General features: G+C 64.6%; 29 protein-coding genes and 1 pseudogene. 13 read left to right on the forward strand and 17 right to left on the reverse strand.

The window, feature by feature from the left end; genetic code table 11:
• Nucleotides 1-172: 172 nt before the first annotated feature.
• Nucleotides 173-925: a tryptophan 2,3-dioxygenase family protein gene (locus tag NKH70_RS22690; protein WP_352717055.1), complete on the reverse strand. Its 753-nt coding sequence runs from the start codon at nt 923-925 to the stop codon at nt 173-175.
• Nucleotides 926-1,082: 157 nt separating this feature from the next.
• Between NKH70_RS22690 and NKH70_RS22695 the strand changes: the two genes are divergently transcribed.
• Complete coding sequence (locus NKH70_RS22695) at nt 1,083-1,559, forward strand: Lrp/AsnC family transcriptional regulator (RefSeq protein WP_245274655.1); 477 nt, start codon at nt 1,083-1,085, stop codon at nt 1,557-1,559.
• 5 nt (nt 1,560-1,564) lie between these two features.
• Here NKH70_RS22695 and NKH70_RS22700 read toward each other — a convergent pair whose 3' ends face one another.
• A complete protein-coding gene (locus tag NKH70_RS22700; protein WP_352717056.1) occupies nt 1,565-2,038 on the reverse strand; it encodes an Lrp/AsnC family transcriptional regulator in 474 nt (157 codons plus the stop codon).
• Between the two features lie 111 nt (nt 2,039-2,149).
• Between NKH70_RS22700 and NKH70_RS22705 the strand changes: the two genes are divergently transcribed.
• Nucleotides 2,150-2,716, forward strand: coding sequence for an RBBP9/YdeN family alpha/beta hydrolase (locus tag NKH70_RS22705; RefSeq protein ID WP_352717057.1), 567 nt, complete (start codon nt 2,150-2,152; stop codon nt 2,714-2,716).
• A gap of 60 nt (nt 2,717-2,776) precedes the next feature.
• On the opposite strand, the gene NKH70_RS22710 is transcribed toward NKH70_RS22705, so the two are convergent.
• Nucleotides 2,777-3,736, reverse strand: a complete 960-nt coding sequence (locus NKH70_RS22710) for a prohibitin family protein (RefSeq protein ID WP_352912646.1) — start codon at nt 3,734-3,736, stop codon at nt 2,777-2,779.
• 122 nt (nt 3,737-3,858) lie between these two features.
• A complete protein-coding gene (locus NKH70_RS22715; protein ID WP_352912645.1) occupies nt 3,859-4,029 on the reverse strand; it encodes a hypothetical protein in 171 nt (56 codons plus the stop codon).
• A gap of 122 nt (nt 4,030-4,151) precedes the next feature.
• Between NKH70_RS22715 and NKH70_RS22720 the strand changes: the two genes are divergently transcribed.
• From NKH70_RS22720 to NKH70_RS22740, 5 genes and pseudogenes are all read left to right on the forward strand, one after another.
• A complete protein-coding gene (locus NKH70_RS22720; RefSeq protein WP_352717063.1) occupies nt 4,152-4,406 on the forward strand; it encodes a hypothetical protein in 255 nt (84 codons plus the stop codon).
• Nucleotides 4,403-4,710 (forward strand): annotated as a pseudogene (locus NKH70_RS22725) (hypothetical protein). Before NKH70_RS22720 ends, NKH70_RS22725 begins: the two are co-directional and overlap by 4 nt.
• A gap of 11 nt (nt 4,711-4,721) precedes the next feature.
• Complete coding sequence (locus tag NKH70_RS22730) at nt 4,722-4,904, forward strand: DUF3606 domain-containing protein (RefSeq protein ID WP_353026024.1); 183 nt, start codon at nt 4,722-4,724, stop codon at nt 4,902-4,904.
• Between the two features lie 216 nt (nt 4,905-5,120).
• On the forward strand, nt 5,121-5,303 hold the full coding sequence (locus NKH70_RS22735) for a hypothetical protein (RefSeq protein WP_245274654.1): 183 nt from the start codon (nt 5,121-5,123) through the stop codon (nt 5,301-5,303).
• 45 nt (nt 5,304-5,348) lie between these two features.
• Entirely contained in the window at nt 5,349-5,960 is a 612-nt protein-coding gene (locus NKH70_RS22740) for a hypothetical protein (protein ID WP_352717064.1), read from the forward strand.
• Between the two features lie 15 nt (nt 5,961-5,975).
• Here NKH70_RS22740 and NKH70_RS22745 read toward each other — a convergent pair whose 3' ends face one another.
• Complete coding sequence (locus NKH70_RS22745; RefSeq protein WP_352465364.1) at nt 5,976-6,881, reverse strand: S1C family serine protease; 906 nt, start codon at nt 6,879-6,881, stop codon at nt 5,976-5,978.
• Between the two features lie 259 nt (nt 6,882-7,140).
• Between NKH70_RS22745 and yghU the strand changes: the two genes are divergently transcribed.
• A complete protein-coding gene (gene yghU / locus NKH70_RS22750; RefSeq protein WP_352717067.1) occupies nt 7,141-8,028 on the forward strand; it encodes a glutathione-dependent disulfide-bond oxidoreductase in 888 nt (295 codons plus the stop codon).
• Here the strand turns inward: yghU and NKH70_RS22755 are convergent.
• The 3 genes from NKH70_RS22755 to NKH70_RS22765 all read right to left on the reverse strand — a co-directional run bounded on the left by NKH70_RS22755 (nt 8,025) and on the right by NKH70_RS22765 (nt 10,708).
• Nucleotides 8,025-8,852 carry a hypothetical protein gene (locus tag NKH70_RS22755; RefSeq protein ID WP_353026027.1) on the reverse strand — a complete coding sequence of 276 codons (828 nt, stop codon included), beginning with the start codon at nt 8,850-8,852 and terminating at the stop codon, nt 8,025-8,027. The two genes, yghU and NKH70_RS22755, sit on opposite strands and share 4 nt — an antisense overlap.
• Nucleotides 8,853-9,157: 305 nt before the next feature.
• Nucleotides 9,158-9,412, reverse strand: coding sequence for an exopolysaccharide production repressor protein (locus NKH70_RS22760; protein ID WP_352717071.1), 255 nt, complete (start codon nt 9,410-9,412; stop codon nt 9,158-9,160).
• Nucleotides 9,413-9,562: 150 nt separating this feature from the next.
• The gene (locus NKH70_RS22765; protein WP_352717107.1) at nt 9,563-10,708 is read right to left on the reverse strand and encodes a KamA family radical SAM protein; all 1,146 of its coding nucleotides are present in this window, start codon (nt 10,706-10,708) and stop codon (nt 9,563-9,565) included.
• Nucleotides 10,709-11,200: 492 nt separating this feature from the next.
• Here NKH70_RS22765 and NKH70_RS22770 point away from each other — a divergent pair, with 492 nt between their 5' ends.
• Nucleotides 11,201-11,632: an SAM-dependent methyltransferase gene (locus NKH70_RS22770; protein WP_352717075.1), complete on the forward strand. Its 432-nt coding sequence runs from the start codon at nt 11,201-11,203 to the stop codon at nt 11,630-11,632.
• 63 nt (nt 11,633-11,695) lie between these two features.
• Here NKH70_RS22770 and NKH70_RS22775 read toward each other — a convergent pair whose 3' ends face one another.
• The 3 genes from NKH70_RS22775 to NKH70_RS22785 all read right to left on the reverse strand — a co-directional run bounded on the left by NKH70_RS22775 (nt 11,696) and on the right by NKH70_RS22785 (nt 15,098).
• Nucleotides 11,696-13,318, reverse strand: coding sequence for an ABC-F family ATP-binding cassette domain-containing protein (locus tag NKH70_RS22775; RefSeq protein WP_352717076.1), 1,623 nt, complete (start codon nt 13,316-13,318; stop codon nt 11,696-11,698).
• A 162-nt stretch (nt 13,319-13,480) separates the two neighbouring features.
• Nucleotides 13,481-14,032, reverse strand: coding sequence for an isochorismatase family protein (locus NKH70_RS22780; protein ID WP_352717078.1), 552 nt, complete (start codon nt 14,030-14,032; stop codon nt 13,481-13,483).
• A 160-nt stretch (nt 14,033-14,192) separates the two neighbouring features.
• On the reverse strand, nt 14,193-15,098 hold the full coding sequence (locus NKH70_RS22785; protein ID WP_352979396.1) for a LysR family transcriptional regulator: 906 nt from the start codon (nt 15,096-15,098) through the stop codon (nt 14,193-14,195).
• Between the two features lie 100 nt (nt 15,099-15,198).
• Here NKH70_RS22785 and NKH70_RS22790 point away from each other — a divergent pair, with 100 nt between their 5' ends.
• From NKH70_RS22790 to NKH70_RS22800, 3 genes are all read left to right on the forward strand, one after another.
• Nucleotides 15,199-15,939, forward strand: a complete 741-nt coding sequence (locus NKH70_RS22790; RefSeq protein WP_352912641.1) for an SDR family oxidoreductase — start codon at nt 15,199-15,201, stop codon at nt 15,937-15,939.
• Nucleotides 15,940-15,973: 34 nt separating this feature from the next.
• Nucleotides 15,974-16,177 (forward strand): tautomerase family protein, encoded by a 204-nt coding sequence (locus tag NKH70_RS22795; protein ID WP_353026029.1) that lies wholly within the window; start codon nt 15,974-15,976, stop codon nt 16,175-16,177.
• A 96-nt stretch (nt 16,178-16,273) separates the two neighbouring features.
• On the forward strand, nt 16,274-16,738 hold the full coding sequence (locus NKH70_RS22800; RefSeq protein ID WP_352912639.1) for a GFA family protein: 465 nt from the start codon (nt 16,274-16,276) through the stop codon (nt 16,736-16,738).
• A gap of 39 nt (nt 16,739-16,777) precedes the next feature.
• Here the strand turns inward: NKH70_RS22800 and NKH70_RS22805 are convergent, their stop codons facing one another.
• The 6 genes from NKH70_RS22805 to NKH70_RS22830 form a co-directional block, all read right to left on the reverse strand.
• Nucleotides 16,778-17,548: an exodeoxyribonuclease III gene (locus NKH70_RS22805; protein WP_352912638.1), complete on the reverse strand. Its 771-nt coding sequence runs from the start codon at nt 17,546-17,548 to the stop codon at nt 16,778-16,780.
• A 9-nt stretch (nt 17,549-17,557) separates the two neighbouring features.
• Nucleotides 17,558-18,202, reverse strand: a complete 645-nt coding sequence (locus tag NKH70_RS22810; RefSeq protein WP_352912637.1) for an alpha/beta hydrolase family protein — start codon at nt 18,200-18,202, stop codon at nt 17,558-17,560.
• Nucleotides 18,203-18,417: 215 nt separating this feature from the next.
• A complete protein-coding gene (locus tag NKH70_RS22815) occupies nt 18,418-19,449 on the reverse strand; it encodes a tetratricopeptide repeat protein (RefSeq protein ID WP_352912834.1) in 1,032 nt (343 codons plus the stop codon).
• Between the two features lie 59 nt (nt 19,450-19,508).
• Nucleotides 19,509-20,420: a non-homologous end joining protein Ku gene (gene ku / locus NKH70_RS22820; protein WP_352912636.1), complete on the reverse strand. Its 912-nt coding sequence runs from the start codon at nt 20,418-20,420 to the stop codon at nt 19,509-19,511.
• Nucleotides 20,421-20,641: 221 nt separating this feature from the next.
• Nucleotides 20,642-23,140, reverse strand: coding sequence for a DNA ligase D (ligD, locus tag NKH70_RS22825; RefSeq protein ID WP_352912635.1), 2,499 nt, complete (start codon nt 23,138-23,140; stop codon nt 20,642-20,644).
• A gap of 155 nt (nt 23,141-23,295) precedes the next feature.
• Nucleotides 23,296-23,520 (reverse strand): hypothetical protein, encoded by a 225-nt coding sequence (locus NKH70_RS22830; RefSeq protein ID WP_352799302.1) that lies wholly within the window; start codon nt 23,518-23,520, stop codon nt 23,296-23,298.
• A gap of 304 nt (nt 23,521-23,824) precedes the next feature.
• Here NKH70_RS22830 and NKH70_RS22835 point away from each other — a divergent pair.
• The coding region (locus tag NKH70_RS22835) for a coiled-coil domain-containing protein (RefSeq protein WP_353026031.1) at nt 23,825-24,904 on the forward strand (1,080 nt) is incomplete at its 3' end.

Consider the following 24,904-nt stretch of genomic DNA (forward strand, 5'->3'; position numbering starts at 1 on the left):
AGAAGGCCTTACAGGACCAGGGTTCCTCGCCCTCACGAAGTGGGGGAGAGGTGGCGCGGCGAAGCCGCGACGGAGAGGGGGCCTTCGCCTGCAAGGAGGAAAAGCCCCTCTCCGGCCCCTTCGCGGCCACCTCTCCCCCCGCTGCGCGCGGGGCGAGGAACCAGGTTCAGGACTACCCCACCTTGGCCCCCGGCTGGCTGATCGGCTCCCGTACCGTTCCATACTGGCTGCCCCAGCGGTCGGTCATCGCCCAGCGTATGTCCCAGAGTTCCGGGAAGAAGCGGTGGCGGGCGCCGGCCTCCAGCAATTCGACCGGCCGGCCCTTCAGCGATTTCGCGCCGAGGCCGATCGTGCGGTGAATGAGGTAGAGGTGGTTGGCGCGGAATTTCTGGAACAGCTCGTCGAACTCGACCAGCGCTTCGGCAACGACATAGCTGTCGCCGTGATCGTAGCCGGTATCGTAGACGTCCTCGACCGAGAGACCGCGGCCGTCGAGGTATGACGCCTTGAAGGCCCGCCACAGATCGGGCGGCAGCCGCAACAGCTGCTTGAAGCCCGGTGATTCCTGGCCGCTGCCATTGCCGAGCTGCAGCCGGATCTGCTGGTACTCCTTGGGCGACATGGTTTCGAGCAGGTCGAGCTGCGCCGTCATCAGCCGCATCAGCCGGTGCACGCGCCCCATCAGCGTGACGATGCGATACGTGTCCTGCCTTTCCAGGAAATCGACGACATCGACCAGCGTGTAGGCGATGAGCTTCATCCACAGCTCCTCGACCTGGTGCACGATCTGGAACTGCAGCTCGTCGGCATTGACCATCTCGGCCAGCGGCTTCTGGCAGGCGAGCAGCCTGTCGCATTTGAGGTAGACGCCATAGTCGCGCATCTCAGGCGTTTCGATGCGGGCATAGTAGTCCTGCTTGTCCATGGCCATGCTCCTTGCCGCGGCCCGTCCGGGCGCGGGCGCTGTTGGGTCCCGATCCCCTGAGTCTAATCGCTTTCTTGCCGAACATTGTCCCCTTCTGTTATTCGATTAGCGGTAAACGAAGGACGAAAATTGTCTCTTAAGCAGATTGGAAGAACGAATGATGCTGGATGCGGTCGATCGGAAGATCGTCGCGGCGCTCGAACGCGAGGCCCGCATCTCCTTTGCCGCGCTCGCCGATGAGGTCGGCTTGAGCAAGACGCCGTGCTGGAAGCGGGTCAAGGCGCTTGAGGACGCCGGCGTCATCCGCGGCTACTCGACCCGCATTGACCCGGCAAAGCTCGGCTTCGGCATCGAGGCCTTCATCCAGGTGTCGATCGATTTCGAGCTGTCGGACGCCTTCGAGGCGGCGGTCAAAAAGCATCCGCTGATCCGCCGCTGCCACGCCACGACAGGCGAGGCCGACTATCTGCTGCAGATCGTCACCGTCGACATGATGGCGCTCGACAGGATGCTGCGCGAGGAGCTCAGCCGGCTGCCCGGCGTGCGGCGCACCATCACCTCGATGGCGATGCGCGAGATCAAGGGCGGCATCTCGTTCGCCAATGCCGTCGGGCATACGCAGACCAAGCGATAGACCGGTCAGGCCCTGGTCATCAATTCGCGTCCCAGCCGCTTCGGTTGCTCGGCGCGCAGAACCACATTTGTCGTCACCGTGCCGTAATGGCCGATGCTGTCGACGATGCTTTCAAGATCGGGCGGTGACGGGACCACGACCTTGACCAGAAAACAGTCCTCGCCGGTCACCCGCAGCACCTCGACCACCTCCGGCAACTGGGCGAACTTCTTCAGGCAGGCCTGGATATGCTCATGCGTGGTGCGCAGGCGGATGACCGCCATGGTGCCGAGCCCGAGCGCTGCCGAATCGATCACCGCCTTGTAGCCGGTGATGACGCCGCGCTCCTCCAGTCGCGTCACCCGTTCCGAGGTGGCGGGCTGGGACAGGCCGACGCGGCGGCCAAGCTCGGAGATGCCAATACGGCCATCCTCCTGCATGATCTCGATGATCGCCAGATCGGTGGGGTCGAGCCTTGGCCGATAATCGCCGTTCCGCATGATCGCCTTTAATCCATCGGATTTCTTCGCCGCTTTCCGATGATCTCTCATTCCGCCGCCCGGGAGAAGACCTAGAATTGCGCGCGTTGCATCAGGAGAGAAGGGCTTCGCATGACTGACCTCATCATTGTGCCGGGCATCGGCGGATCCGGCAAAGCCCACTGGCAGACGCATTGGCAGCAGGCAAGGCCCGCGATGCGGCGGTTCAACCCGGCGAGTTGGGACGCGCCGGACTTCGACGACTGGGTGGCTGCGCTGGACACCGCTGTATGCCTGGCAAAGATACCACCGGTGCTCGTCGCCCATAGCCTCGGCTGTCTGCTGGTCGTACACTGGCAGCGGATCTCCCCCCGCGAGATCAGCGGCGCGTTGCTGGTCGCGGTTCCGGACCCTGCGTCGCCGGCTTTCCCGTCCTCCGCCCGGGCCTTCGCCGACGCACCGCAACAACGGCTTCGCTTTCCATCGCTGATTGTCGCCAGCACCAACGATCCCTATGGCTCGCTGGACTATGTCAGGGCGAAATCCGAGCGCTGGGGCAGCGATCTCCATATCGCCGGGCCGCTTGGCCACATCAATGGCGACAGCGGGCTCGGCGACTGGCCGGCGGGAATGGAGCTGCTGACGGCTTTTCTCGGGCAAACGCAGGCAATCGCCCGAGGCGCTGTGCTTCAGCCGTGACAGCACTGGAACGGCTACCGCGCCGCCGCCCTGATCTGGTTTGCGCCGCGGCGCCGCGCCTCAGTTCGATGCTGTGGCAGGCGTGCTGAGTTCGAGGAACGGCACTGTCGAACCCGGGATCATCGACTTCGGCAATTCGCCGTTCCATCTCTCCGCCTTGGTCAGTTCGACCAGCAGCGGATTGTTGGCGATTGCGGCGGCGCGAGCCTTGATGGCGCCCGCGGTCGCATCGCCTTCGACCCTGGTCTTGTAGGCGCTGGCCTCGGCTTCGGCCTTGACGCTGTCGGCGCGGCCCTTGGCCTGGGTGACGGCGATGTCGGCCTTGATCTTTTCCTGCTGCAGGTTCTGTTCCTGCTTCTGCACCTCGACCTGCGCCGTCATCCTGGCTTCGACCGCCTGCTCGTAGGCGTCGGAGAAGTCGATGTTCTCGACCTGCACGCTGTCGATCATCACCGGGCCGTCGGTTACCGCCGCAATGGCGTCGGCGACGTCCTTGTTGAACTTCGCCCGGTTCTGGATCACCGACACCGCGTCGTACTGGCCGAACACCGTCTTGATCTCCTGCGGTGCTTTCCTGGCGATGACACGGTCGGCCAGTGCCTCGATCGATCCATAATTGGTGTAGACGTTGCTGACCTCGGCTGCCGGCACGTGGAAGTTGACGGTGACGCGCATGTCGGCCGGCTGCTGGTCGCGCGAATAGGCCTGCATGGCCGGCAGGCCGCTGCAATCGTTCTGGTTCTCGCAGCCCCATTTGAGCACCTGCTGGCGCAGGCTGATCTTCTCGACGCGCTGCAACCACGGCAGCTTGAAATGCAGTCCGGGATCGACGACCGAACTCAGCGCTCCGTTGGTCAAGAGCACGCCGCGGTCGCCCTGGTCGATCGTGTACCAGGATCCAAACAGCGCAAAGACGCCGAGCGCCACGATGAGGAGTGCGATCAGGCCGGAACCGATCGACCCCGATGCCGTCCCCGGCTTGCCCTGCGGACGGCCTGAACTGCCTTGCGTTTCGGTCATTGCCCCACCCCAACCTGATTGCCCGTGCTGCTTTTGCCCACAATAGTGGCGGCATTGCAATCCTCTGGACATGGAAGGACCTTCGCGCCGGCCTGTCGGACCGGCGGGGTGGTTCAGGCTGGCTAGCGGATTTCCCCTGCAGCCGCAGCGCCGGGTTGGTAGGCGTTGCCTGGCGTCTGCTTCTGCCGTTCGGCATCGCTTTTGCGCTTCGGGCAATCCTCGTAGTCGTGGTCGCGCCCGCCGCAGTAGGAGCAGCATTTTGCCGGCGCGTCGGAGCGAAGCATCGTTGGCATGCACAAGCATGCACGAAACCCGACAGATTGCGAAGGCTTGCGCACCGGCAACGTCGTTTTTCGCCACGGAACCGCTGCCGCCGCATGAAAGTTATCTGCTCATTGCAACCGGAGCACAGGACATGGCCGACGACCCGAACCGCTACGAGACCGGAGCGAGGAAATATCCGGCAAAGACGAGCCCCGACGCGGCCGACGAATTCTCGCAGGATGCGGCCGGCAACAAGCCACCTCCCGGCGGCATGGGATTGACTAGGCCGGCTGACGATTTCGACGACAAGACCCGGCATTCGGAGGGCCAGAACCCGCCGCGCGCAGCGATCCGGCCAGACGACAAAGCTACGGTCAAGAAGCCCGGCAAGGACGCAAGACGATGAACGTCGCCAATCTCCAGTCGAAGGACTGATGATGGCGATCGCGGCCGTCAACAACGCGCTGGTCCACAAGGGCCTGTTATCGGTCGACGAGGTCGACATGGCGTTGCGCCGGGCCGAGGCGGCGATGACCAGCGACGAGCGTCTCTATGAAGACATGTCGCCGTCCAACCGCGACGCCGTCTGCTTTCCGCTCAGGCTGCTGCAGGCGGCCAACAATGCCCGGGGTGAAACCGGCGTGCCATCCTTTGGCGAACTGGCCAGGATGGTCGGCCGGACCAAGGAGCCCTATAACGACCAGATGTGATGGAGGACGCCATGGCCGACGACAAATCCAAGACCAAGCAGGATCGCAAACTGGTCTTCGGCGAAGAGCCTTACGAGGTCGCTGCCTTTGCCCGCAAATACGGCATACCGCAAAGCGAGGCCGCAACCATCATCAAGCGGTACGGCCCCTCGAGGAGGAAGCTCGACGCGCATATGGCGAGCCGCAACGCCTGATCCACGTTTGGCGGCCGCCGCCGTTCAGAAGCGTCCCTGCCCTGCCGCCTTGTCGAGAGTATCTGCACCGTCGGTCGTGCCCTGTCGGGTTCGCCCTGCAGGATTCAACGCCTGGTTTTGACAGCCGCGGAATACTCTCGCGGCGCAACAACTCATTTACCTCGACGCTGTACCAGTCCGGTGAGCAAAGCCGGGGGTCGGATGCAGGAACAATTATTGCGCTACGAATGTGTCATGGAGCCGAACGGCCGATGGATGGTGTGGGACATCGTTCACGATCTGCCGGCGCAATTTTCGGAAATCGCGCTGATCGGCCTGAGCCGTCGTGAAGCGGTTTCGCTCTGCCGGCTGCTCAACGAGACGAGCCGTTCCGAGACGCGGCAGAGCCGGGCCTCCTGAGAAGCGCGTGCGTCTCAGGCCTGCCCAGGCTCAGGGGATTTTTACATGCGATCGACAATATTCGGTCTGATCCTGTTGCTGCCGGCCGCCGCCCTGGCGGAGCCGATCGAGACCCAGAAGATCATCACGGCGGCGACCGGCGACTGGAACGGCGATGGCGCCGCCGATCTGGCGATGATCGTCCAGACCGAGCCCGGCCATCCCATGGACCTGCATTTGTTCCTCAGGGATCGCGACGGCAATTTTCTCAGACCTGCCGGGGTCGTGCATGAACAGATCTACGGCGAATGGAAGGATTACGACCGGCCGGGCCCCGCCACATCCGACACCGAGCCCGAACTCACCGCGCTCCCCAACGGCTCGATCAAGCTCTATATTCCGGCGATGGAGATCGGCAGCGAGCGGACCAACAAGACGCTGACGCTCGCCTGGCGCAACGGCACGTTCGTCGTCGCCGGTTTCGCCTACGAGTATTGGGATTACATGGACGACAATGTTGCCGGCGACTGCGACTACAATGTGCTGACCGGCAAGGGCAAAAGCAGCAAGAAGCTGGCAGACGGCACCACCAGGCAAGCGACCGTATCGGTCGAAGGTAAGGTCATCCCATTCGCGGAATGGACCCCAGGCACTGGCTTCAGCGCTTGCGGAGAGTGAAGGGTTTCGGTTGCCTCACTGCAGCGGCGGCTTCCACAGCAGGCTGTTGCGATCGGCGGACTTGACGCGCAGCCAGGTTTCGCGGCCATCGCGCAGCACCCGGAGCGGGATCTCGGCACCCGCCGGGCCGCTCTTCCAAAGCTTGCGATAAAAATCGGCAAGCCCGTCGACCGCCGTGTCGCGGACATCCGAGATGACGTCGCCTTGGCGAAGGCCCGCCTGGGCGGCCGGACCGCCCTCGGCAACGCTCATCACCACGACCTTGCCGTCGCTCTCGGCCGAGAAGGCGCCGAGCCAGGGCCGCGGCGGCCTGGCGACCTGCCCGCGGGTCAGCAGATCGTCGAGGATGGGCGGCAGAAGATCGATCGGCACCACCATGTTGATGTCGGCGACCTCGCCGTTGCGGCTCATCTGCAGGCGCAGCGAACCGATGCCCAGCAGCCTGCCATCCGCGCCGATCAGGCCGGCGCCGCCCCATGAGGGGTGAGCCGGCGCCGTGAAGATCGCCTCGTCGAGCAGATATTCCCAATAGCCGGCGAATTCCTGCTTGGTGACGATCCGCGCCCGCACGGAGCGGCCGACGCCGTCGGCGAGCACGACGGGATCACCGATCTTCGCCCTGGACGCATCGCCGAGCGCAATGGCGGGAAGCCCGAGCGGCGCCAGCGCCTGCACCAGGCCGAAGCCCGATTCCTGGTCGTAGGCGAGCGCATGGGCGGGAACCACGCGCCCGTCCTGGTCGGCCAGCCAGACCTCCTCGGCCTCGGTGATGAGATAGCCGATGGTGAGCACCAGCCCGTCGCCGCGGATGACCACGCCGCTGCCTTCGCGGCGGGTGCCCAGCGCGTCTGCCGTGAAGGCGTCCTCCGGCACGGTGGCTCGGACGGCCACGATGGATCGCAAAAGGGGTTCGATATTCATGCTTTGGTTCCTGGCGATGTTCGCAGGCTGATATGGGCTATAGATATGGCGCAGGTGATCAGGCGCAAGAGGCGGCGCCGGCTTTAGCGTGGACCGGCGCCGCGCCGTTCGCGCCGGGGTTTTGCAACTGCGCCGGCAGCCCTATCTGTACCTACGGCTATCCGAAGCTGCCCTATGCAAAGTTCCTCCGCCATTACCCAAGTTGATACCTGATATCCTCCCCAATCCTCCCAACCCAATCTTTCCAAAGGCCTCCCAAATGAACGACTACACAACGGACCAATACACGCCGCCAAAAGTCTGGACCTGGAACAAGGCAAACGGCGGCGCTTTCGCCAGCATCAACCGGCCGATCGCCGGCCCGACGCATGACAAGGAGCTGCCGGTCGGCAAGCATCCGCTGCAGCTTTATTCGCTGGCGACACCGAACGGCGTCAAGGTGACGATCATGCTGGAGGAGCTTCTGGCGCTCGGCCACAGCGGCGCCGAATACGACGCCTGGCTTATCAGGATCAACGACGGCGACCAGTTCGGCAGCGGCTTCGTCGAGGTCAACCCCAACTCCAAGATCCCGGCCATGATGGACCGCAGCGGGAAAAAGCCTGTCCGCATCTTCGAATCCGGTTCGATCCTGCTCTATCTCGCCGAAAAATTCAGCGAATTCCTGCCGACAGAGCAGCCGGCTCGCGCCGAGACCCTGTCATGGCTGTTCTGGCAGATGGGCTCGGCGCCCTATCTCGGCGGCGGCTTCGGCCATTTCTACGTCTATGCGCCAACGAAGATCGAATATGCCATCGACCGCTTCGCCATGGAGACCAAGCGGCAGATGGACGTGCTCGACCGGCGCTTGGCCGAAAGCGAGTATCTCGGCGGCAGCGACTACACGATTGCCGACATTGCGGTGTGGCCCTGGTATGGCGGGCTGGCCAAGGGCCGCATGTACGAAGATTCCGGCGAGTTCCTGCAGGTTGAGCAGTACAAGAACGTGCAGCGCTGGGCCGACGCCATCGACGCGCGCCCGGCGGTCAAGCGCGGCCGCATGGTCAACCGCACCTTCGGCGAGCCTTCGATGCAGCTGCACGAGCGCCATGACGCCAGCGATTTCGAGACGAAGACGCAGGACAAGCTCGAGGCGGCCAAAAGCTAAGCCGACGACGCGCCGATCTCCCGCCTTGTAGGGGAGATCGGCAGCTTCGGCCGACTGCTCAGGCTCGCCTCCACCGCCGCCATCCGCAGCCGGTCGATATTGGCCAGGAATTTCTCGTCGAGCTTGTCGAGGTGCTTCCAGTACATGCCGTCCTCGAAGAAATAGCCGAGTTCCTTCTCCATCCTGTCGGCCTCCTCCGCCCGATCGAGCCGCAGCCGGGCAAGCATCTCCGCCTTCATTTCCGAAAGTTGCGAGGAAGAAAGCGCGCCGAGTTCGTCGAGCGTCAGCCGCGGGAAGATCAGCCGGCTGCTCGGCAGATCGGATAGATTGACGCACAGGCAGCCGCGCCGGAGCGCATGGATGAGCAGGCGGGCCGACTTCGCCTCGAGGTTGCGCAGCGTCACGTCGTTGCGCAAAGGGTCGGCCCGGCCGACGCCGTAAAAATGCGTGTTGCCGGGCTGATCGTAGATCATGTCGCAGCCAAGGAATGCCAGCACGTCCGGCTTCTGGCTGTGGATCGTCCAGTAGGCCGCCGTCATCGACATGGTGCCGCCGGCATAGACGAAGCCGCCAAAGCTGTTTTGCGCCGGCACGTAATGCGAGGCGCTGAATATCTGCGCCTGCTGCAGGGGATCGCCTTGCGGCATCCGCTCCGCCGGGAAATCGCCGGCATGGACGAGGAAATCCCAGTCGGGGCGCACGCGCCAGGCATTGTTGATGGCGACAATCTTGCCGAAGGCCTGCTTGGGCCAGGCCGCGCAGCGCACCACATCGGGCGCGCTGCCGATCAGCAAAATCATGTTTGGCGTTCCGTCGGTGGCCATCATCCCCTCTTCGACCGGCCGACGCGCACCTCGATGCCGCACGGTTGAACAGCTTTATAGCCCTCAACGCCCCATCGAAAACACCAGCCGGATTCACAGGCCGACCAGCAAAGGACCGTTGCCCGCCGATTGTAAACTGTCGCCTCAGGCACAATCGTACAAGCGGCAGCCAGGTTTTCCCGCTAGCCCAAAACCGACGATATGAGTTGGGCGATATATATTAGTTGACTAAACTAGCGGAACGTCCAATGCACATTCCCAGAACCGAACATGTCCTGTCTAGACCATGATATCTATATGGGACATTACTGCCTAAGCTGAACGCGACCTCGACGGTTCGGCGGCACAGCCCTCAGACGCCGCGGCTTTGCCGCCGCGTTTTTCGCCCCGGATCCGTAGATCAACCGGACGACGAATAGGAAATATCCAACTTGCATGACGATCAAGGTCAAGATCGTCCAGGCCAGCGTCTTCCAGATTGAACCCGTCGCAAAGTAAGCCGAGATCGCAACGATGGACGATGTGGTGGTCAGCCCCACCAGGAACTGTGGAAAGTTCATGACTTTTCTGCGCCGCCCCGGAACTCGCAACAGCCGGGACGAACTCCCCTAACCCATTACCCCGAACCAACGTTTTCACCATTTTAGCAATTGCGCAAGCACCAAATAGAGGAGCAGTTAACGCATGCTTCCGTGATTAAGGGCCGCATGTCACGTCATCAAGGTGGGCTGGCTTGGACGGCGGCTGCGCGTCCCCTCCTCCCCAACCAGCTCTCCATACTCCCTCACCGCCCCATCAAGCCCACGTATTCGCCACGTCTCCCCTTCCCGCGCCTCAAGATGGGACGGGCCGAGCGGCACTTTCCCTCCGCCGTCCGGCAGGTCCAGCACGTAGACGGGATTGCAGATGCCCGACAGGCGCGCCCGCAAGGCGCTGGCCAGCGCCTGGCCCTCGGCGATCGTGGTGCGCCGGTGCGCCATGCCGCGCGCGAGGTCGCCGTGGTGCAGGTAATAGGGTTTGACGCCGAGGCGGTACATCAGCTCCCGGCACAGTTCCTCCAGCACCTCGACCGTATCGTTCACGTCTTTCAGCAGAACGCTCTGGTTCATCAGCACGAAGCCGCCCTGCCTTAAAGTACGGCAGGCCCGCTCGGTCGCCTCAGTGATCTCCCGCGGATGGTTGAAATGGGTGACGACCGTGACCATCAGCCGACCCTGCAGGGCTTGAACCAGCCCGCCGGTGACGCGCGACGGCAGCGCGACGGGCACGCGGGTATGAATGCGCAACAGCCGCACATGCTGGATCGCCTCGACTCGGGCTCGGATTTCCGCCAGCGCTTTGTCCGGCAGGGACAGCGGATCGCCGCCGGTCAGGATCACCTCGCGGATTTCCGGACGGGACTCGATATAGGCGAAGGCCGGCTCCAGCGCCTCGCGCGAAAAACCCCGGCCGATCGACGTCAGCGACTCCTTACGAAAGCAGAACCGGCAATAGACCGCGCATTGATAGGTCGGGAACAGCAGAACCCGGTCGGCATGGCGATGCGTCAATCGCGGTACCGGACTGAAGGCGTGGTCGGCGATCGGATCGTCGAGTTCGCCCTCCTGCTCCCCCAGTTCATCGGGCGACGGGATGACCTGAAGCCGTATCGGATCGGCGGGGTCGTTCCAGTCGATCAGGTCGAGATAGGCCTTGGGAATGCGAACCTTGTGGCGCGTGGCCGCGGCTTCGGCCGCCGCGCGCTCGGCTGGCGACAGCGGCAGCGAATCCAGATCGCCTATATGCCGCACGCCCTCGCGAACATCGTCCTGCCATGCGGCATCCGCCTCGCGTGCGCGCTCGTCATCGGCTGTCATGCCGGCCGCATCAACCGCCATGCCGGCGTCGGGGATGTCGGGATGTGAGGTCATCGAGGCTCCTTGAAGTTCGGGCCGGGGTACAGCATTGGAGCCTGGACGTGAAGGCAATAAGCGGTGCTGGGCCGGTTGGAGTGCGCGGCCAGGAGCGGCGGCCGTCCACTGATCAGAAACCAACGTCCCGCATCGCTGACGCAAAACATTAGCTTGCTCTTATATTAGCTTGAGCGTATACACATAAACGGCCGGTAATCTACCCCCCACCGGTTAGGCTCGGCGCCAGTTCCCTCCCTACCCCTCAGGTCAACGACGCCGGGCCGCTCGGGGTCCGCCCGGTCGCCCGCGGTCGAGACCGGATCGTCGATCATTCCCCCCTCCTCAACCAGTACCCAAAACACCAGCTGAACACATCGGCAATGCCCGCGCCTCTCGGCCTTCCCGTCGCCGGCCGCGGTCGCTAATCTCGGATCGCGAAAAGCTGGAGAAGCGGAAATGGCGAACGATTTGTCGCCAAGGCTTTTGGCGATCATCAATGCGCTGCCCCTGCGGCCGGGCATGCGAGTGCTGGAGATCGGCTGCGGACCGGGTGCTGCAGCGCGCGAGATGGCGCGCCGGATCGGCGGCGGGCACGTGCTGGCGATCGACCGCTCGGCCAAGGCCATTGCGCAGGCCGGGGCCGCTTCGCGCGCCGAGATTGCGGCAGGCCGGCTGAGCCTTCGCCAGATCGCCATCGAGGATTTCGAGTTGGAGGCCGACGAGAAGCACTTCGACATTGCCGTTGCGGTGCGCGTCGGCGCGCTGGACGGGCGTCATCCCGAAGCAGGAAAAATTGCCCTGCAACGGCTCAAGGCGGCGTTGACCGCGCAAGGCCGGCTGTTCATCGATGGCGGCGATCCGCTGCGCGAAATTGCGATACACGGCTGAGCAGAGCTCGATCGAACGCCACGCGCTTTAGGCGACGGGGAGTGGCAGAGCCGAATCTGTGTCTCAGCTCCGCAGCCCCGGCGCCTCCTGCCCGGTGCGCTCGACATATTCGGTATAGCCGCCGCCATAGGTTTGGATGCCCTCGGGCGTCAGTTCCAGCACCCGGTTCGACAGCGCCGCCAGGAAATGGCGGTCATGCGAGACGAACAGCATGGTCCCCTCGTACTGCGACAGTGCCGTGATCAGCATCTCCTTGGTGGCGATGTCGAGGTGGTTGGTCGGCTCGTCCAGCACCAGCAAATTGGGCGGGTCGAACAGCATCAGCGCCATCACCAGCCGCGCCTTCTCGCCGCCCGACAGCACGCGGCATTTCTTCTCGATCTCGTCGCCGGAAAAGCCGAAGCAGCCGGCCAGCGCCCTAAGCGGCGCCTGGCCGGCCTGCGGAAACGCATCTTCCAGTGTCTGGAACACGGTGCGCTCGCCCTCCAGCACTTCCATGGCGTGCTGGGCGAAATAGCCCATCTTGACGCTCGGGCCGCGCGCCACCGTGCCATTGTCCGGCTCGGAAGCGCCAGCCACCAGCTTAAGCAGCGTCGACTTGCCGGCGCCGTTGACGCCCATGATGCACCAGCGCTCGCGGCGGCGCACCTGAAAATCCAATCCCTCGTAGACCGAGCGGCTGCCATAGCCCTTGTGCACGTTCTTCAGCGTCACCACGTCCTCGCCGCAGCGCGGCGCCGGCTGGAAATCGAACGACACCTTCTGGCGGCGCTTGGGCGGCTCGACACGGTCGATCTTGTCCAGCTTTTTCACCCGACTCTGCACCTGGGCGGCATGCGAGGCACGTGCCTTGAAGCGCTCGATGAAGGCGATCTCCTTGGCCAGCATCGCCTGCTGGCGCTCGAACTGCGCCTGCTGCTGCCGGTCGGCAATCGCCCGCTGCTGCTGGTAGAATTCGTAGTTGCCGGAGTAGGCAGTCAGCGAGCCGCCGTCGATCTCGACGACCTTGTTGACGATGCGGTTCATGAACTCGCGGTCGTGCGAGGTCATCAGCAGCGCACCGTCATAATTCTTCAGGAACTGCTCCAGCCAGATCAGGCTTTCCAGGTCGAGATGGTTGCTCGGTTCGTCGAGCAGCATGGCGTCGGGCCGCATCAAAAGGATCCTGGCCAGCGCCACGCGCATCTTCCAGCCGCCGGACAGCTTGCCGACGTCGCCGTCCATCATCTCCTGGCTGAAGCCAAGGCCGTCCAGCACCTCGCGAGCACGCCCATCCAGCGCATAGCCGTCGAGTTCCTCGAAGCGGTGCTGCGCCTCGCCGTAGCGGGCGATGATCTCGTCCATCTCACCGGCGCGATCGGGGTCGCCCATGGCGTGCTCGAGCTTGCGCATCTCGGCCGCCACTTCGCTCACCGGCCCGGCGCCGTCCATCACTTCGGCAACGGCGCTGCGGCCTTCCATGTCGCCGACATCCTGGCTGAAATAACCGATGGTGACGCCGCGATCGACCGAGACCTGGCCCTCGTCAGGCTGCTCCTCGCCGTTGATCATGCGAAACAGCGTCGTCTTGCCGGCGCCGTTAGGCCCGACCAGCCCGACCTTCTCGCCCTTCTGCAAGGCGGCGGAGGCTTCAATGAAGACAATCTGCCGGCCGTTCTGCTTGCTGATGCTTTCGAGACGAATCATGGTTTCCCGGGAAAGGCCAAAGGAGAGGTCCCGCGCCAATACGCGATAGGCCGCGCTTGCGGAAGCCCGCAAGTGGCGAGGCGCCGCGCGCCAAATTGTCTGAACCCGCCAGTTTCTTCCCGGCTGGATCAGGCTTTGACGGCGTAGGGATGAGCCGGCGAATCAGCTATCGGTAAGGGCCTTTGTCGTCGCCAGCTTGACCCCGGCGGCGGCAAATGCCGCATTGTGCCGGGCGATGATCTCCGCGGCGGTCTCGCTGGTGGTGTCGAGCGTGCTGTGAGCGTCGGAAATCACGGTGACGCCCAGGCCCGCTGCAAAGGCGCCCTTCACCGTGGCCGCCACGCAAAAATCGGTCTGCGCGCCGATCAGAACGACCTCGCCGGCGCCCTGCCCGACCACCCATTCTGCAAGCGCGGCATTGCTGAACGCGTCGCCGACACGCTTGGCGAAAGTCGGCTCGTCCTCGGCCTGGCCGAGCGCCGGCCACACCGGCCAGCCCGGCTCACCCGGCGCCAGAGGATCGCCCTGCGGGCCGTCATGCCTGATGAAGGCGATCTTGCGCCCGCTGCGCCGTGCCCATTCGATCAGCGCGCGGGTGCGGGCAACCATGCCATCGGCATCATGGATCGGCGGTTCGGCGACACCGTCGAACATGCCGGTCTGAAGATCGATCACGATGAGCGGCGCAGTGGCCGCGGGGCTGGTCCCTGACATGGGTGCGAACATAGCGTGGGTGGTAGGCGGGTCAAGGATACTCGGCGCCGACGCTGAAGCCACCGATCTCCCCCCTTGTGGGGGAGATGTCCGGCAGGACAGAGGGGGGCGTGAAGGATCGCGGCCCTTCGCAAAGTAGCCGGCGGCCCCCGGCGCACGATCACACCCGGCCCGATGTCCCATCCTCGCCAAAAATCCCGGTCACCCAGTCGATGAACACGCGTACCCGTGGCGCGAGCTGGCGGTTCTGCGGGTAGAGCGCCGACAGCGGTGTCGGTGACGGCGGGTAATCCGGCAGCACTTCGACAAGCGTGCCGCGTGCGAAATCCCCGGCGAAGCGGTAATGCGGCGCCTGCACAAGGCCGAAGCCGAGACGCGCCAGCTCCGCCATCGTGTCGGAGCCGTTGACCGTCACCCGGTTGGGCAGGCTGACATAGCGCAACGCGCCGCCAACGGTGAATTCGAGCGGCATGACCTCGCCGGTCCGCGACGAGCGGAAGCCGACCATAAGATGGCCTTCGAGATCGTCGGGGGTTGCCGGCATGCCGTGCTTTTCGAGATAGGCGGGGCTGGCGCTGGTGACTTCGCGTAATGTTGCCACCCGCCGCACGATCATGCCGCTGTCGGCCTGTTCGCCGGAACGCAGCACGCAGTCGATGCCCTCGCGCACCAGATCGACCAGCCGGTCGCCGTCGCCGATATGCAAGTCGATCCCGGGGTAGCGGTCGAGGAATTCGGAGAGCCGCGGCAGGATGAAATGGCGGGCCATGAAGCCGTGCACGTCGATCCTCAAAAGGCCCTGCGGCTGCGCCGATTGAAAGCCGGCCTCGGCATCCTCGACATCGGCAAGGATGGCGAGGCAGCGCTGGTAATAGGCTTGGCCGTCCAATGTCGGGGTGACATGGCGCGTGGTGCGTTCGAGCAGCCTCACCCCCAGCCGCGCCTCGAGGTCCTTGATCGCGTCGGTGGCAGTCGATCGCGACATCGAGAGATCGGCGGCCGCCGCGGTGAAGCTGCCGCGCTCGATCACGCGGGCAAGCAGGCGCATCCGGTCGAGACTGTCCATCGCCATTGTTCGCCATATCCGAATGGTGTTGGCAAGTGCCGATCGATTATCCCGCAAGATTTATCGCCTATTTTCAGCCGACAAGAATTGGAGAGCTGACATGACTACGCGGAATGGAAAGGTGGCGCTGGTAACCGGCGCCTCGAAGGGCATCGGCGCCGAAATTGCCAGAAGGCTGGCACGCGACGGCTTTTCGGTCGTCGTCAATTATGCCAGGGGCGCTGAAGCCGCCGAAGGCGTGGTGCGCGGGATCGAGGCGGCGGGCGGCACGGCGATCGCCGTCCAGGCCGATGTCGGCGATCCCAAGGGCGTGGCGCATCTGTTCGACGCAGCCGAGCAGGCCTTTGGCGGCCTCGACGTGCTGGTCAACAATGCCGGCATCATGAAGCTCGCGCCGATCGCGCAGATGGACGACGCCGGTTTCGAGCAGCAGATCGCGGTGAATCTCGGTGGCGTCTTCCGCGGCATGCGCGAGGGCGCAAGAAGGCTGCGCGACGGCGGCCGCATCATCAGCTTCTCGTCCAGCGTGGTCGGGCTCTACCAGCCGACCTACGGCGTTTACGCTGCCACCAAGGCCGGCGTCGAGGCCATGACGCATGTGCTGGCCAAGGAACTCGGGCCGCGCGGCATCACCGTCAATGTCGTGGCGCCGGGGCCGGTGGCAACCGAGCTGTTCCTCGGCGGCAAGTCCGAGGCACTGGTCGAGACGATCACCAGGATGATCCCGCTCGGGCGGCTCGGCCAGCCCGCCGACATCGCCGGCGTGGTGTCGTTCCTCGCCGGACCGGACAGCGGCTGGGTCAACGGCCAGGTGCTGCGCGCCAATGGCGGCACGGTCTGACTTTACCTCCAACAACCAACAGGAAATCGACATCATGCCGTTTGCAAATTTCAAGGTGCCTGAGCGCGCGCTGTCCGCCGGACAGAAGGAGGACCTCGTCCACAAGACCACAGCCCTGTTCGTCGAGATGTTCGGCGAAGGCGTGCGCCCCTACACGATGGTGCTGATCGAGGAGGTCGCCGATGGCGGCTACGGCCGCGCCGACGTGGTGTTCACGATCCCTGAGAGAAGGACGTGAAGCTGCCGATCTCCCCCCTTCTGGGACCGTCAAGGGAGAGATTGCAGCTTGGCGGTCGCGCGCTAGATCGCTGGCAGAGCTAACGCGAGGCCAGCGATGGACGATTGGAAGCTACCTTGGGACGGCGGTTGCCTGTGCGGCGGAATACGCTTTCGCATCAGCGCGCCGCCCTTGCTGACGACGGCGTGTCACTGCACCGGCTGCCAGAAGCTGAGCGCCAGCGCGTATTCCCTGACCATCGCCGTGCCCAGCGACGGTTTTGCCATAACGCAAGGCGAGCCGGTGGTCGGCGGCCTGCACGGCCCGCACCGGCAGCTCTATTGCCCGCACTGCAAGAACTGGATGTTCACGCGTCCGCATGGCCTGGACTTTTTCGTCAATGTTCGTGCGACCATGCTGGACGAACATCATTGGTATGCGCCTTTCGTCGAAGTCTTCACGTCGGAAAAGCTGCCCTGGGCTTCGACCGCCGCTACCCACAGTTTCGCTACGCAGCCCGACCTTGAGGGATACGCCCCTTTGATCGAAGCGTTCGCCCGCGAAGCGGCGCGGCCAACCTGACTGGTTGCCGCCCGGAAAGGCGGCGCCAGCTTTCATGCTTCACCGCAACTCCACCCAGACCGGCGCGTGATCGCTGGCGCCGGTCTCGCCGCGCACGTCGCGGTCGATGCCCGCCGCTACCAGCCGGCGCGACAGCTTCTTGCTGAGCAAGATATGGTCGAGCCGCAGGCCGGCGTCGCGCGGCCAGCGATTGCGGCGATAGTCCCAGAATGTGTAGAGCGTCTCCGTCGGATGCTTCTTACGCAGCGCGTCAAGCCAGCCCTGGTCGAGCAGCCGCTGGAACGATGCGCGGCTTTCCGGCTGGACCAGCGCGTTGTCGTCATAGGAGCGGGTCGGGTAGATGTCGCGCGGCTCGGGCACGATGTTGTAGTCGCCGGCCAGCACCACGGGCAGGCCGGTGTCGAGCAACTGCGCCGCATGCGCCTCCAGCCTTTCGTGCCAGGCCAGCTTGTACTGGAACTTCGGGCCGGGCTGCGGGTTGCCGTTCGGCGCGTAGAGCGAGGCGACGACGATGCCGTTGACCGCCGCTTCGATGTAGCGCGCCTGCTGGTCGCTATCGTCGCCGGGCAGCGCGTCGCGGGTCAGAACGGGCTCCGAGCCACGCGAAAGGATGGCGACGCCGTTCCAGGTCGGCTGCCCGACCCACACCGCGCCATAGCCGGCCGCCGCCAGCGCCGTTCGCGGAAACTGCGTCTGCCTGGCCTTAAGCTCCTGCAGGCAGGCGATGTCGGGTTTGGCGGCGGCCAGCCATGCGAGCAGGTTCGGCAGCCGGCCGTTGATGTTGTTGACGTTGAAGGTGGCGATCTTCATCGGCCTGCTTCAGCGCACGATGCGTTCGGTCCACGCCTTCACCGCATCAGCGAGCGTCTTCAGATGATCGGCGGTGGAGAAGCCGGAGATGTTTTTGCGCGGCTTCAGATCATGGTCGCCGTCTTCCAGCCAGAAGATCTCGATTGCGTCGGACAGAGCATAGGTCGCGACCTCGTCTTTGGTCCCGAACTCGTCGCGCGTGCCCTGGAAGATCAATGTCGGCGTCTTGAGATCGGCGAGGTGTTTTGTCCGAAGCTGCGTCGGTTTGTCCGGCGGATGGAAGGGATAGCCGAGACACAGCAGCCCTGAAATCTCGCCCTTCGAAAACATCTGGTCGGCGATCATCGAAGCGACGCGTCCGCCCATCGACTTGCCGCCGATGATGAGCGGACCCGTCACGCCCTTCGCCCGGAGGTCGGCGATCGCCTTGACGTATTCCGGGTTAACCGTCTCGGCGCGCGGCGGCGGCTTGCGGTGGCCGTAGCGGCGGGCCGCCATGTAGTGGAATTCAAAGCGCGCGACGCGGAAGCCGGCCGCGGCGAGCGCTTTTGCCGTGGCGGTCATCGAGGGCGAGTCCATAGGAGCGCCTGCGCCATGCGCCAGCAGGATAGTGATGGCAGCGGTGTCGGGACCGTCGAAGAGGAAGGTGGTCATAGGGTGGCCCACTTATGGAGGCCGCGTTCCGTCCCACCCCCCTCTGGCCTGCCGGCCATCTCCCCCGCAAGGGGGGGAGATTGGATGTCGCCATCGCTTTCGCCAATCACCAACGTTGGAAGGCGGGCGGTAAGGAGAAGCTGCCGATCTCCCCCTTGCGGGGGAGATGTCCGGCAGGACAGAGGGGGGTGTTCAAGCGCAGGCATTGGATTACCTCACCCTGCCGACATCCGCGCCAGCTGCAAATCGACGAACTGGACGCCCTTGGCCGCCATACGCGCCCATTCGGAGCTGGCGTCGAGTTCAAGATAGCGCACCCAGCTCCGCCGCGCCTCGGCGAGATTGCCGGCGTCGAACTCCAGCCTCGCAAGGTTGAACACCGCATCGGCGTACTTCGCATCCAGCGCGATCGCCTTGAGCAAATGGCGGCGCGCCGAGGCTACCCGCCCCTCTTCGCTCATCAGCCCGGCGAGATTGAACCAGGCCTCGACGAACCCGGGATCGAGCTTTATCGCGCGGGCATAGTCGTGCGCCGCCTCCGCCGCGTGGCCGGCGGCGCGCAGGCAGTTGGCGCGGTTGAAGGCGGCGATGGCGTCGCTCGGGTCTATGGCCAGGCAGCGCTGGTAGAGTGCCGCGGCCTGCTCGTGGTCGTCAGCCTCTTCCGCCGCCTCGGCATCGGCAAACAGCTCTTCCAGCGTATCGTCATCCTGCGTTCCCAGATCGAACAGCAACTGGCCGTCGAGCTCGCTCTGGCCGCCTTCGAGATAGATGGCGTCGGCCCGCCCATGCAGCGAGCCGACGGCGAGCGACTTGGCGGTGAGCGAGGCGACCGGGCCGGAGCGGTGCACCGAGCGCGCAATCGCACCCCATGAGGCGCCGCCGGCAACCAGGCCGGCATATTTGCGGGCGAGGATCAGGTCGCGAAAGGAGTAAGGTTCGGCGTCGTGCTCGAAGGCATCGAACAGCGACAAACGGTCGAGATCCGCGCCGGTCAGCCGCGATTGGTCGACCAGCGACTGCCGCGACAGCGCCGAAGCCTCCGGCGCCTTCATCAGCCCGAGCAGGCGCAGGAAGCCGTTCTCACTGACCAGCTTGCGCCCGGCCGCGCGCTCGGTGACGACGCGGCGCTCAATCTCGGCATCATCGGCCTTGGCGAGGAACGTCCGCCCGAACACGACATGGGTGGTCCGTCTGGTGACTCCGCGCCGCAATTGGCCCTGCCGGCGCGCGACCTCGCGCGCCGCCATGCGAAGCGGAAACGCCGCGAGCGCGCCGATAGTGCCGAAGATCGTGCCAGTGGGCGCCGTCACCCTTTGCTCTTACCGACGGCCTGCAGCAGATTGGCCTTGAGCGGGTTTTCCTTGGCGCCGCCCTTGGCGGACTTTGCTTTGGCTGCCGGTTTCGCCGCCTCGTCGGCCTTGCTCTTCGACTTGGCCGGCGGTTTGGCCGATTGGGACAGGCTCGCCTTCAACGCATCCATCAGGTTGATGACATTGCCGCGCTCAGGCGCCGCCGCGATGATAGGCTTGTGGCCCTTGAGCTTCTCTCGGATCATCGTCATCAGCGCGATCTCGTAGCGGTCCTCGTAATTCTTTGGATCGAAGGTGGTTTCCTTCTGCTTGATCAGCGCTTCGGCCAACTGCAGCATTTCGGGATCGGGGTTTCCGGCCGGGATATTGCCGAAATATTCAGCCGTGCCACGCACTTCGTTCGGATTTCTCAAGGTGCAGACGAACATGCCGTTCTCGCGCGCGCCGATCGTCACCACGCGCTCGCGGCTGGACAGCACCAGGCGGGCGATCGCCAGCTTGCCGGATTTGCGCATCGCTTCGCGCAGCACGGCGAAGGTCTCCTCGGCCATTGCGCCGTCCGGCGCCAGGTAGTAGGGCGCATCCTGATAGATGACGTCGACCGAATGCTCGTCGACAAAGGCCTCGATGTTCATCGTATGATTGGATTCGATACGCACCGCATCGAGATCGGCGTCCTCGATGATGATGTATTGCTTGTCCTCGTATTCGTAGCCCTTGACCAGGTCCGAGCGCTCGACCAGCCCGAGTTCGGGGTCGACCGGTTTCATGTTGATGCGGTTGTGCGTCTTCTTGTGCAGCTGGTTGAAGCTGATGCGCTCGCTGGCGCTGGTCGCCGGATAGAGCCGGACCGGACAGCTGACCAGACTGAGCTTGAGGTAACCTTTCCAACTTGCCCTGGGCGCCATGAAATACTCCTACGCGGACTTGTGCTGTCGAACTGTTCGCAGCGTTCATTCGTCCGGAGGACGAACGGGGCTGCCGAAATCCTACATTGCCCCTTACAATACCGGCAAATTCCTAGCGAAATCTTCCTCCGCTGAGAGCCGCCTGCAGGCAAGAGGTCCGTGGCGAAGAATAATTCAAATTTTCCGGAGCGTCGATGGAGTCTGGGGCCGCGCCCGCAGGACTACCTCGCGGTGCCTATCACCGGCAAATCCCGGGCGAAATCTTCCATGTCGGCCCAGGGATCGCCCGACGTCGCCAGAAGGCCCGGCAGCGAGGAATAATTCAGATCCTGCGGAGCGTCGATGGATTCCAGATCGCTCCAGCTCACCGGCGTCGAGGCCGGCAAGTTGGTGCGGGCGCGCAACGAATAGGGAGCCGCCGAGGTGTGGCCGCGCGCATTGCGGTGATAATCGATGAAGATACGCCGCTTGCGGTTGTCCTTGCCCATGGTGGTGGTGAAAGTGTCGGGCGCGGTGGCGGCAAGATGCGTGGAGACGGCGCTGGTCGCCTGGTGCAGTTTCTTCCAGTTCTGCTTTTGTGTCACCGGCACGGTGATGTGGATGCCGTGCCCGCCGGAGGTCTTGGCGAACGGCACCAGCCCTAGCGCTTCCAGCTCGCCCTTAATGTGCACCGCCGCCTCAACCACCTCGCGCCAGGCGATCCCTTCGCCCGGGTCGAGGTCGAAGACGATCAGGTCCGGCTTGTCGAGCCGCGTGCGATGGGTGCCCCAGGTGTGGAACTCGACGACGCCGAACTGCGCCAGCGCCAGATAGCCCTTGGCGTCTTCCACCGAGAGATAGGATTTGGTCTCGCCCTCCGAATTGGTCGCCTCGAAGGTCGCCACCGAGGACGGCATGCCGGTGAAGGCATGGCGCTGGAAGAAACAGTCCTGCGGTCTGCCGGTCGGGCAGCGCACCAGCGACACCGGCCGGCCAAGGATATGCGGCAGCATGAAATCGCCGACCAGCGCGTAATAGACGGCGATATCGAGCTTGGTCGGGCCGGTCTTGCCGAACAGCCGCCGCGTCGGGTTGGTCACCCAGATTGTGGCGAGGTCGGCCTCGGCGATCAGCCGCTTGCGCTTGGCCGAAACCGGCGTCGACAGCCCGACGTCACGCAGGCCGCGGAACACGGCATGACGCAGCGCATTGTCGGTGGTCCGGTTGGCGTAGTGGATATGCGCCGAAAGCAGCGGCCGCACCCAGTTCATCTCGCGCATGATTTCGCGGGGAACCCCTTCGGGCGCGGATGCACCGGCCCGCAATGGCTCCAGCCGCGCCAGCAATTCGCCTGCTGTCGCGGCATCGAAGCCGGTGCCGACCTTGCCGCGATAATGCAGTTCGCCGTCTTCGAATTCACCGAGGCCGAGTGCTGCCAACCCCTCTGCCGCATCGGAGACGGTGTAGCCGGCGATGACGAAGTCGCCGGTCTGGAGCGCCTTGGTCTTGGTCCAGGTCTTGGTGCGGCCGCTCTGGTAGACCGCCGTGGCGCGCTTGGAGACGACACCCTCGAGCCCCATCTCGGATGCCTGGTCATAGAGCGCCTGGCCGTCGCCTTCGACATGATCGCTGAGCTGGATGGCCGAATTGGCACCGAGACCGGACAGCAATTGCGAAAGCAGCGCCTTGCGCCGGCGGAGCGGCGCTTGTCTCAGGTCCCAGCCGTCGAGATACAGAAGATCGAAGGCGTAGAAATGGAGCTTGTTGCCGGCGCCTTCGGCCAGCGCGTCCTGCAAAAGGGCAAAGCGGCTGATGCCCTTGGCGTCGAGCGCGACGACCTCGCCATCGATGATCGCCTCGCGGCACGGCAGCCTGGCGAATGCAAGCGGAAGGTCGCCATAGCGCTTCGTCCAGTCGAGGCCGGCGCGGGTGATCAGCCTGACTGCGCCGTTAGCGAGATGCGCCATGGTGCGGTAGCCGTCGAATTTGATCTCGTGCAGCCAGACTTCGCCCGTTCGGGCCGCGGGGTCATCTCCGCCCGGCGGCTTCGGAACCTGCGTAGCCAGCTGCGGCTCGATCCGGGGAGGCGGCGGCGTCTTGACGGCGCCCGGCAAAGCGCCGGGTTTCAGCACCACCGGCCTGGCAGGTTTGGCGGCAGGCTTCGGCGCTGCCACCAGTTCCTCGATGAGGCGTCCGGATTTGACGCTTTCCGGGCGGGCTTCCAGTATGTCGAGCGTGGTGTCGGCGGCGAGATCACGCTCCTTGAACAGCAGCCAGTTCTTCTTGCCCTCATCCTCGCCGGGCTTCGGTTTCAGCCGCGTCAGCATCCAGCCGCCATTCAGCTTTTCGCCGGCCAGCCGGAACTTGAAGGAGCCGGTGCGCAGGCTCTTCTCGACATCGTCCATCGGCGCCCAGACGCCGGTATCCCAGACGATCATCGGCCCGCCGCCATATTCGCCTTCGGGAATGACACCTTCGAAGTCGATATATTCGAGCGGATGGTCCTCGGTCTCGACCGCCAGCCTTTTGTCGGCCGGGTTCAGCGACGGGCCGCGCGGCACCGCCCAGCTCTTCAGCACGTCGCCGACCTGCAGGCGCAGATCGTAGTGATCGGCGGTGGCGTGATGCTTGTGGACGACGAAACGATTGCCCTCACCGGCAACCAGACCGCCGGCCGGTTCCGGCGTCCTCGTGAACTCGCGCTTGGCGCGATAGGCCTTGAGCTTTGGTGGGGCGGTCATGGACTAGGCGCGGGTGGTGGGCAAAAGCAACGAGCGCAGCATCAAAATCCCATCGCAGCGGCGCTCCAATGTAACGGCATGGATCCCAGGGTCTCCGCGACGTCGCTTCGCTCCTGCACCGCCCTGGGATGACGAAGGATGGGAGGTCACGCCGCTCAATCGTCGGTGGCCGGCGTCAATTCGAGTTCGGCCGGCGACAGGCCCTGCTGCAGCTGGCTGAGCCGGAATTCGTCGACCCAATAGGCCTCGCCATCGACCAGCACGCGCGCGCTGTAGCTGCCGGCCGAAAAACGTTGCGCGGTGATGTAGACCTTGTGGCGGTCGAGCGCCTTGCGCACCGCGGCGCGCTTGGATTTTTGGCTGGTAGCGGAACTGGCCATGCAATTTGCTCATACACGCAGAGCCGCAAGACAAGACGGCCAGCTCAAGGATGGCTGAGACGGGGTGTCGTGTCAATTTCGGCGAGCGAGCGTCCCACGACCGCCGGCGCATAGTGCCCGACGTCCATATATCAGGACGTGACACTTCCCCGGACTGGATGAAGCATCCCTCGAATGGATGAAGCTAAAAGCTCGAATTTACTCGAATGGATGAAGCTAAAAGCTCGAATTTATGCGTAGGCTCGTGGTGCACGTCTTCCAATTGGCGTCGCGGGATAGCAAGCCCCCGACCGAGGTCGCTCTTTTGACGAACGGAAAACGGACAGACATTGGCCTCAAAGCTGCCGTTCCACCTGCAAGCGGCGCCGAGTTGCTGAAATCCAGGGGCTGGTTTCGTGTCAACTGGCAAAAAATACTCTTGGCTAGTATGTTGATCGTCGGCGCGACAATTACGCTCTCGACTGCGTCCGCAGTTGAGATCGAAAAGCTGCGGCAACAGGCGACCGCCGATCACACGGAGCTGGTGAGCGAAGCCGCCCAGGCGGCTTCGACGGATGCCGCCCCGCTCGATCGCCAGCTGGCCGAGCTCGCGGCTGAGATCGAAAAGCTGCGGCAGGACGCGACGATCGACCGCGCGACCATGGCGCAACTGCGGACGCAGGTGAGCGAAGCCGCCCGGGCGCCGCCACCGGATGCGGCTACGCTCGATCGCCAGCTGACCGAACTTTTGGGTCAGATCGAAAAATTGCAGCAGGTGGCGGCGGGCGACAGCACGAACCTCCCCCAGTTGGTCGAAAAGCTGCGGCAGGACGCGACCGCCGACCGCGCGGCAGTGGCGCAGCTGCGGACGCAGGTAAGAGAAGCCGCCCGGGCACCGCCACCGGATGCGGTTACGCTCGACCGCCAGCGGACTGAACTCGCGGCCGAGATCGAAAAGTTGCGGCAGGGGGCGACCGCCGACCGCGCGGAGCTGGCGCAGTTGCGAGCGCAGGTGAGCGAAGCCGCCCGGGCGCCTCCGCCGGATGCGGTTGCGCTCGATCGCCAGCGGGCAGAGCTCGCGGCCGAGATCGAAAAGCTGCGGCAGGCGGCGACCGCCGACCGTGCGGCCGTGGCGCAGCTGCGGATGCAGGTGAGCGAAGCCGCCCGAGCGCCTCCGCCGGATGCGCTCGACCGCCAGCGGACCGAGCTCGCGGCCGAGATCGAAAAGCTGCGGCAGGACGCGACCGCCGACCGCGCGGAGCTGGCGCAGCTGCGGACGCAGGTGAGCGAAGCCGCCCGGGCGCCTCCGCCGGATGCGCTCGATCGCCAGCGGACCGAGCTCGTGGCCGAGATCGAAAAGCTGCGGCAGGACGCGACCGCCGACCGTGCGGCCGTGGCGCAGCTG

Origin of the sequence: Mesorhizobium sp. M0991 (assembly GCF_040318915.1) — a bacterium.
Classification (GTDB): domain Bacteria; phylum Pseudomonadota; class Alphaproteobacteria; order Rhizobiales; family Rhizobiaceae; genus Mesorhizobium.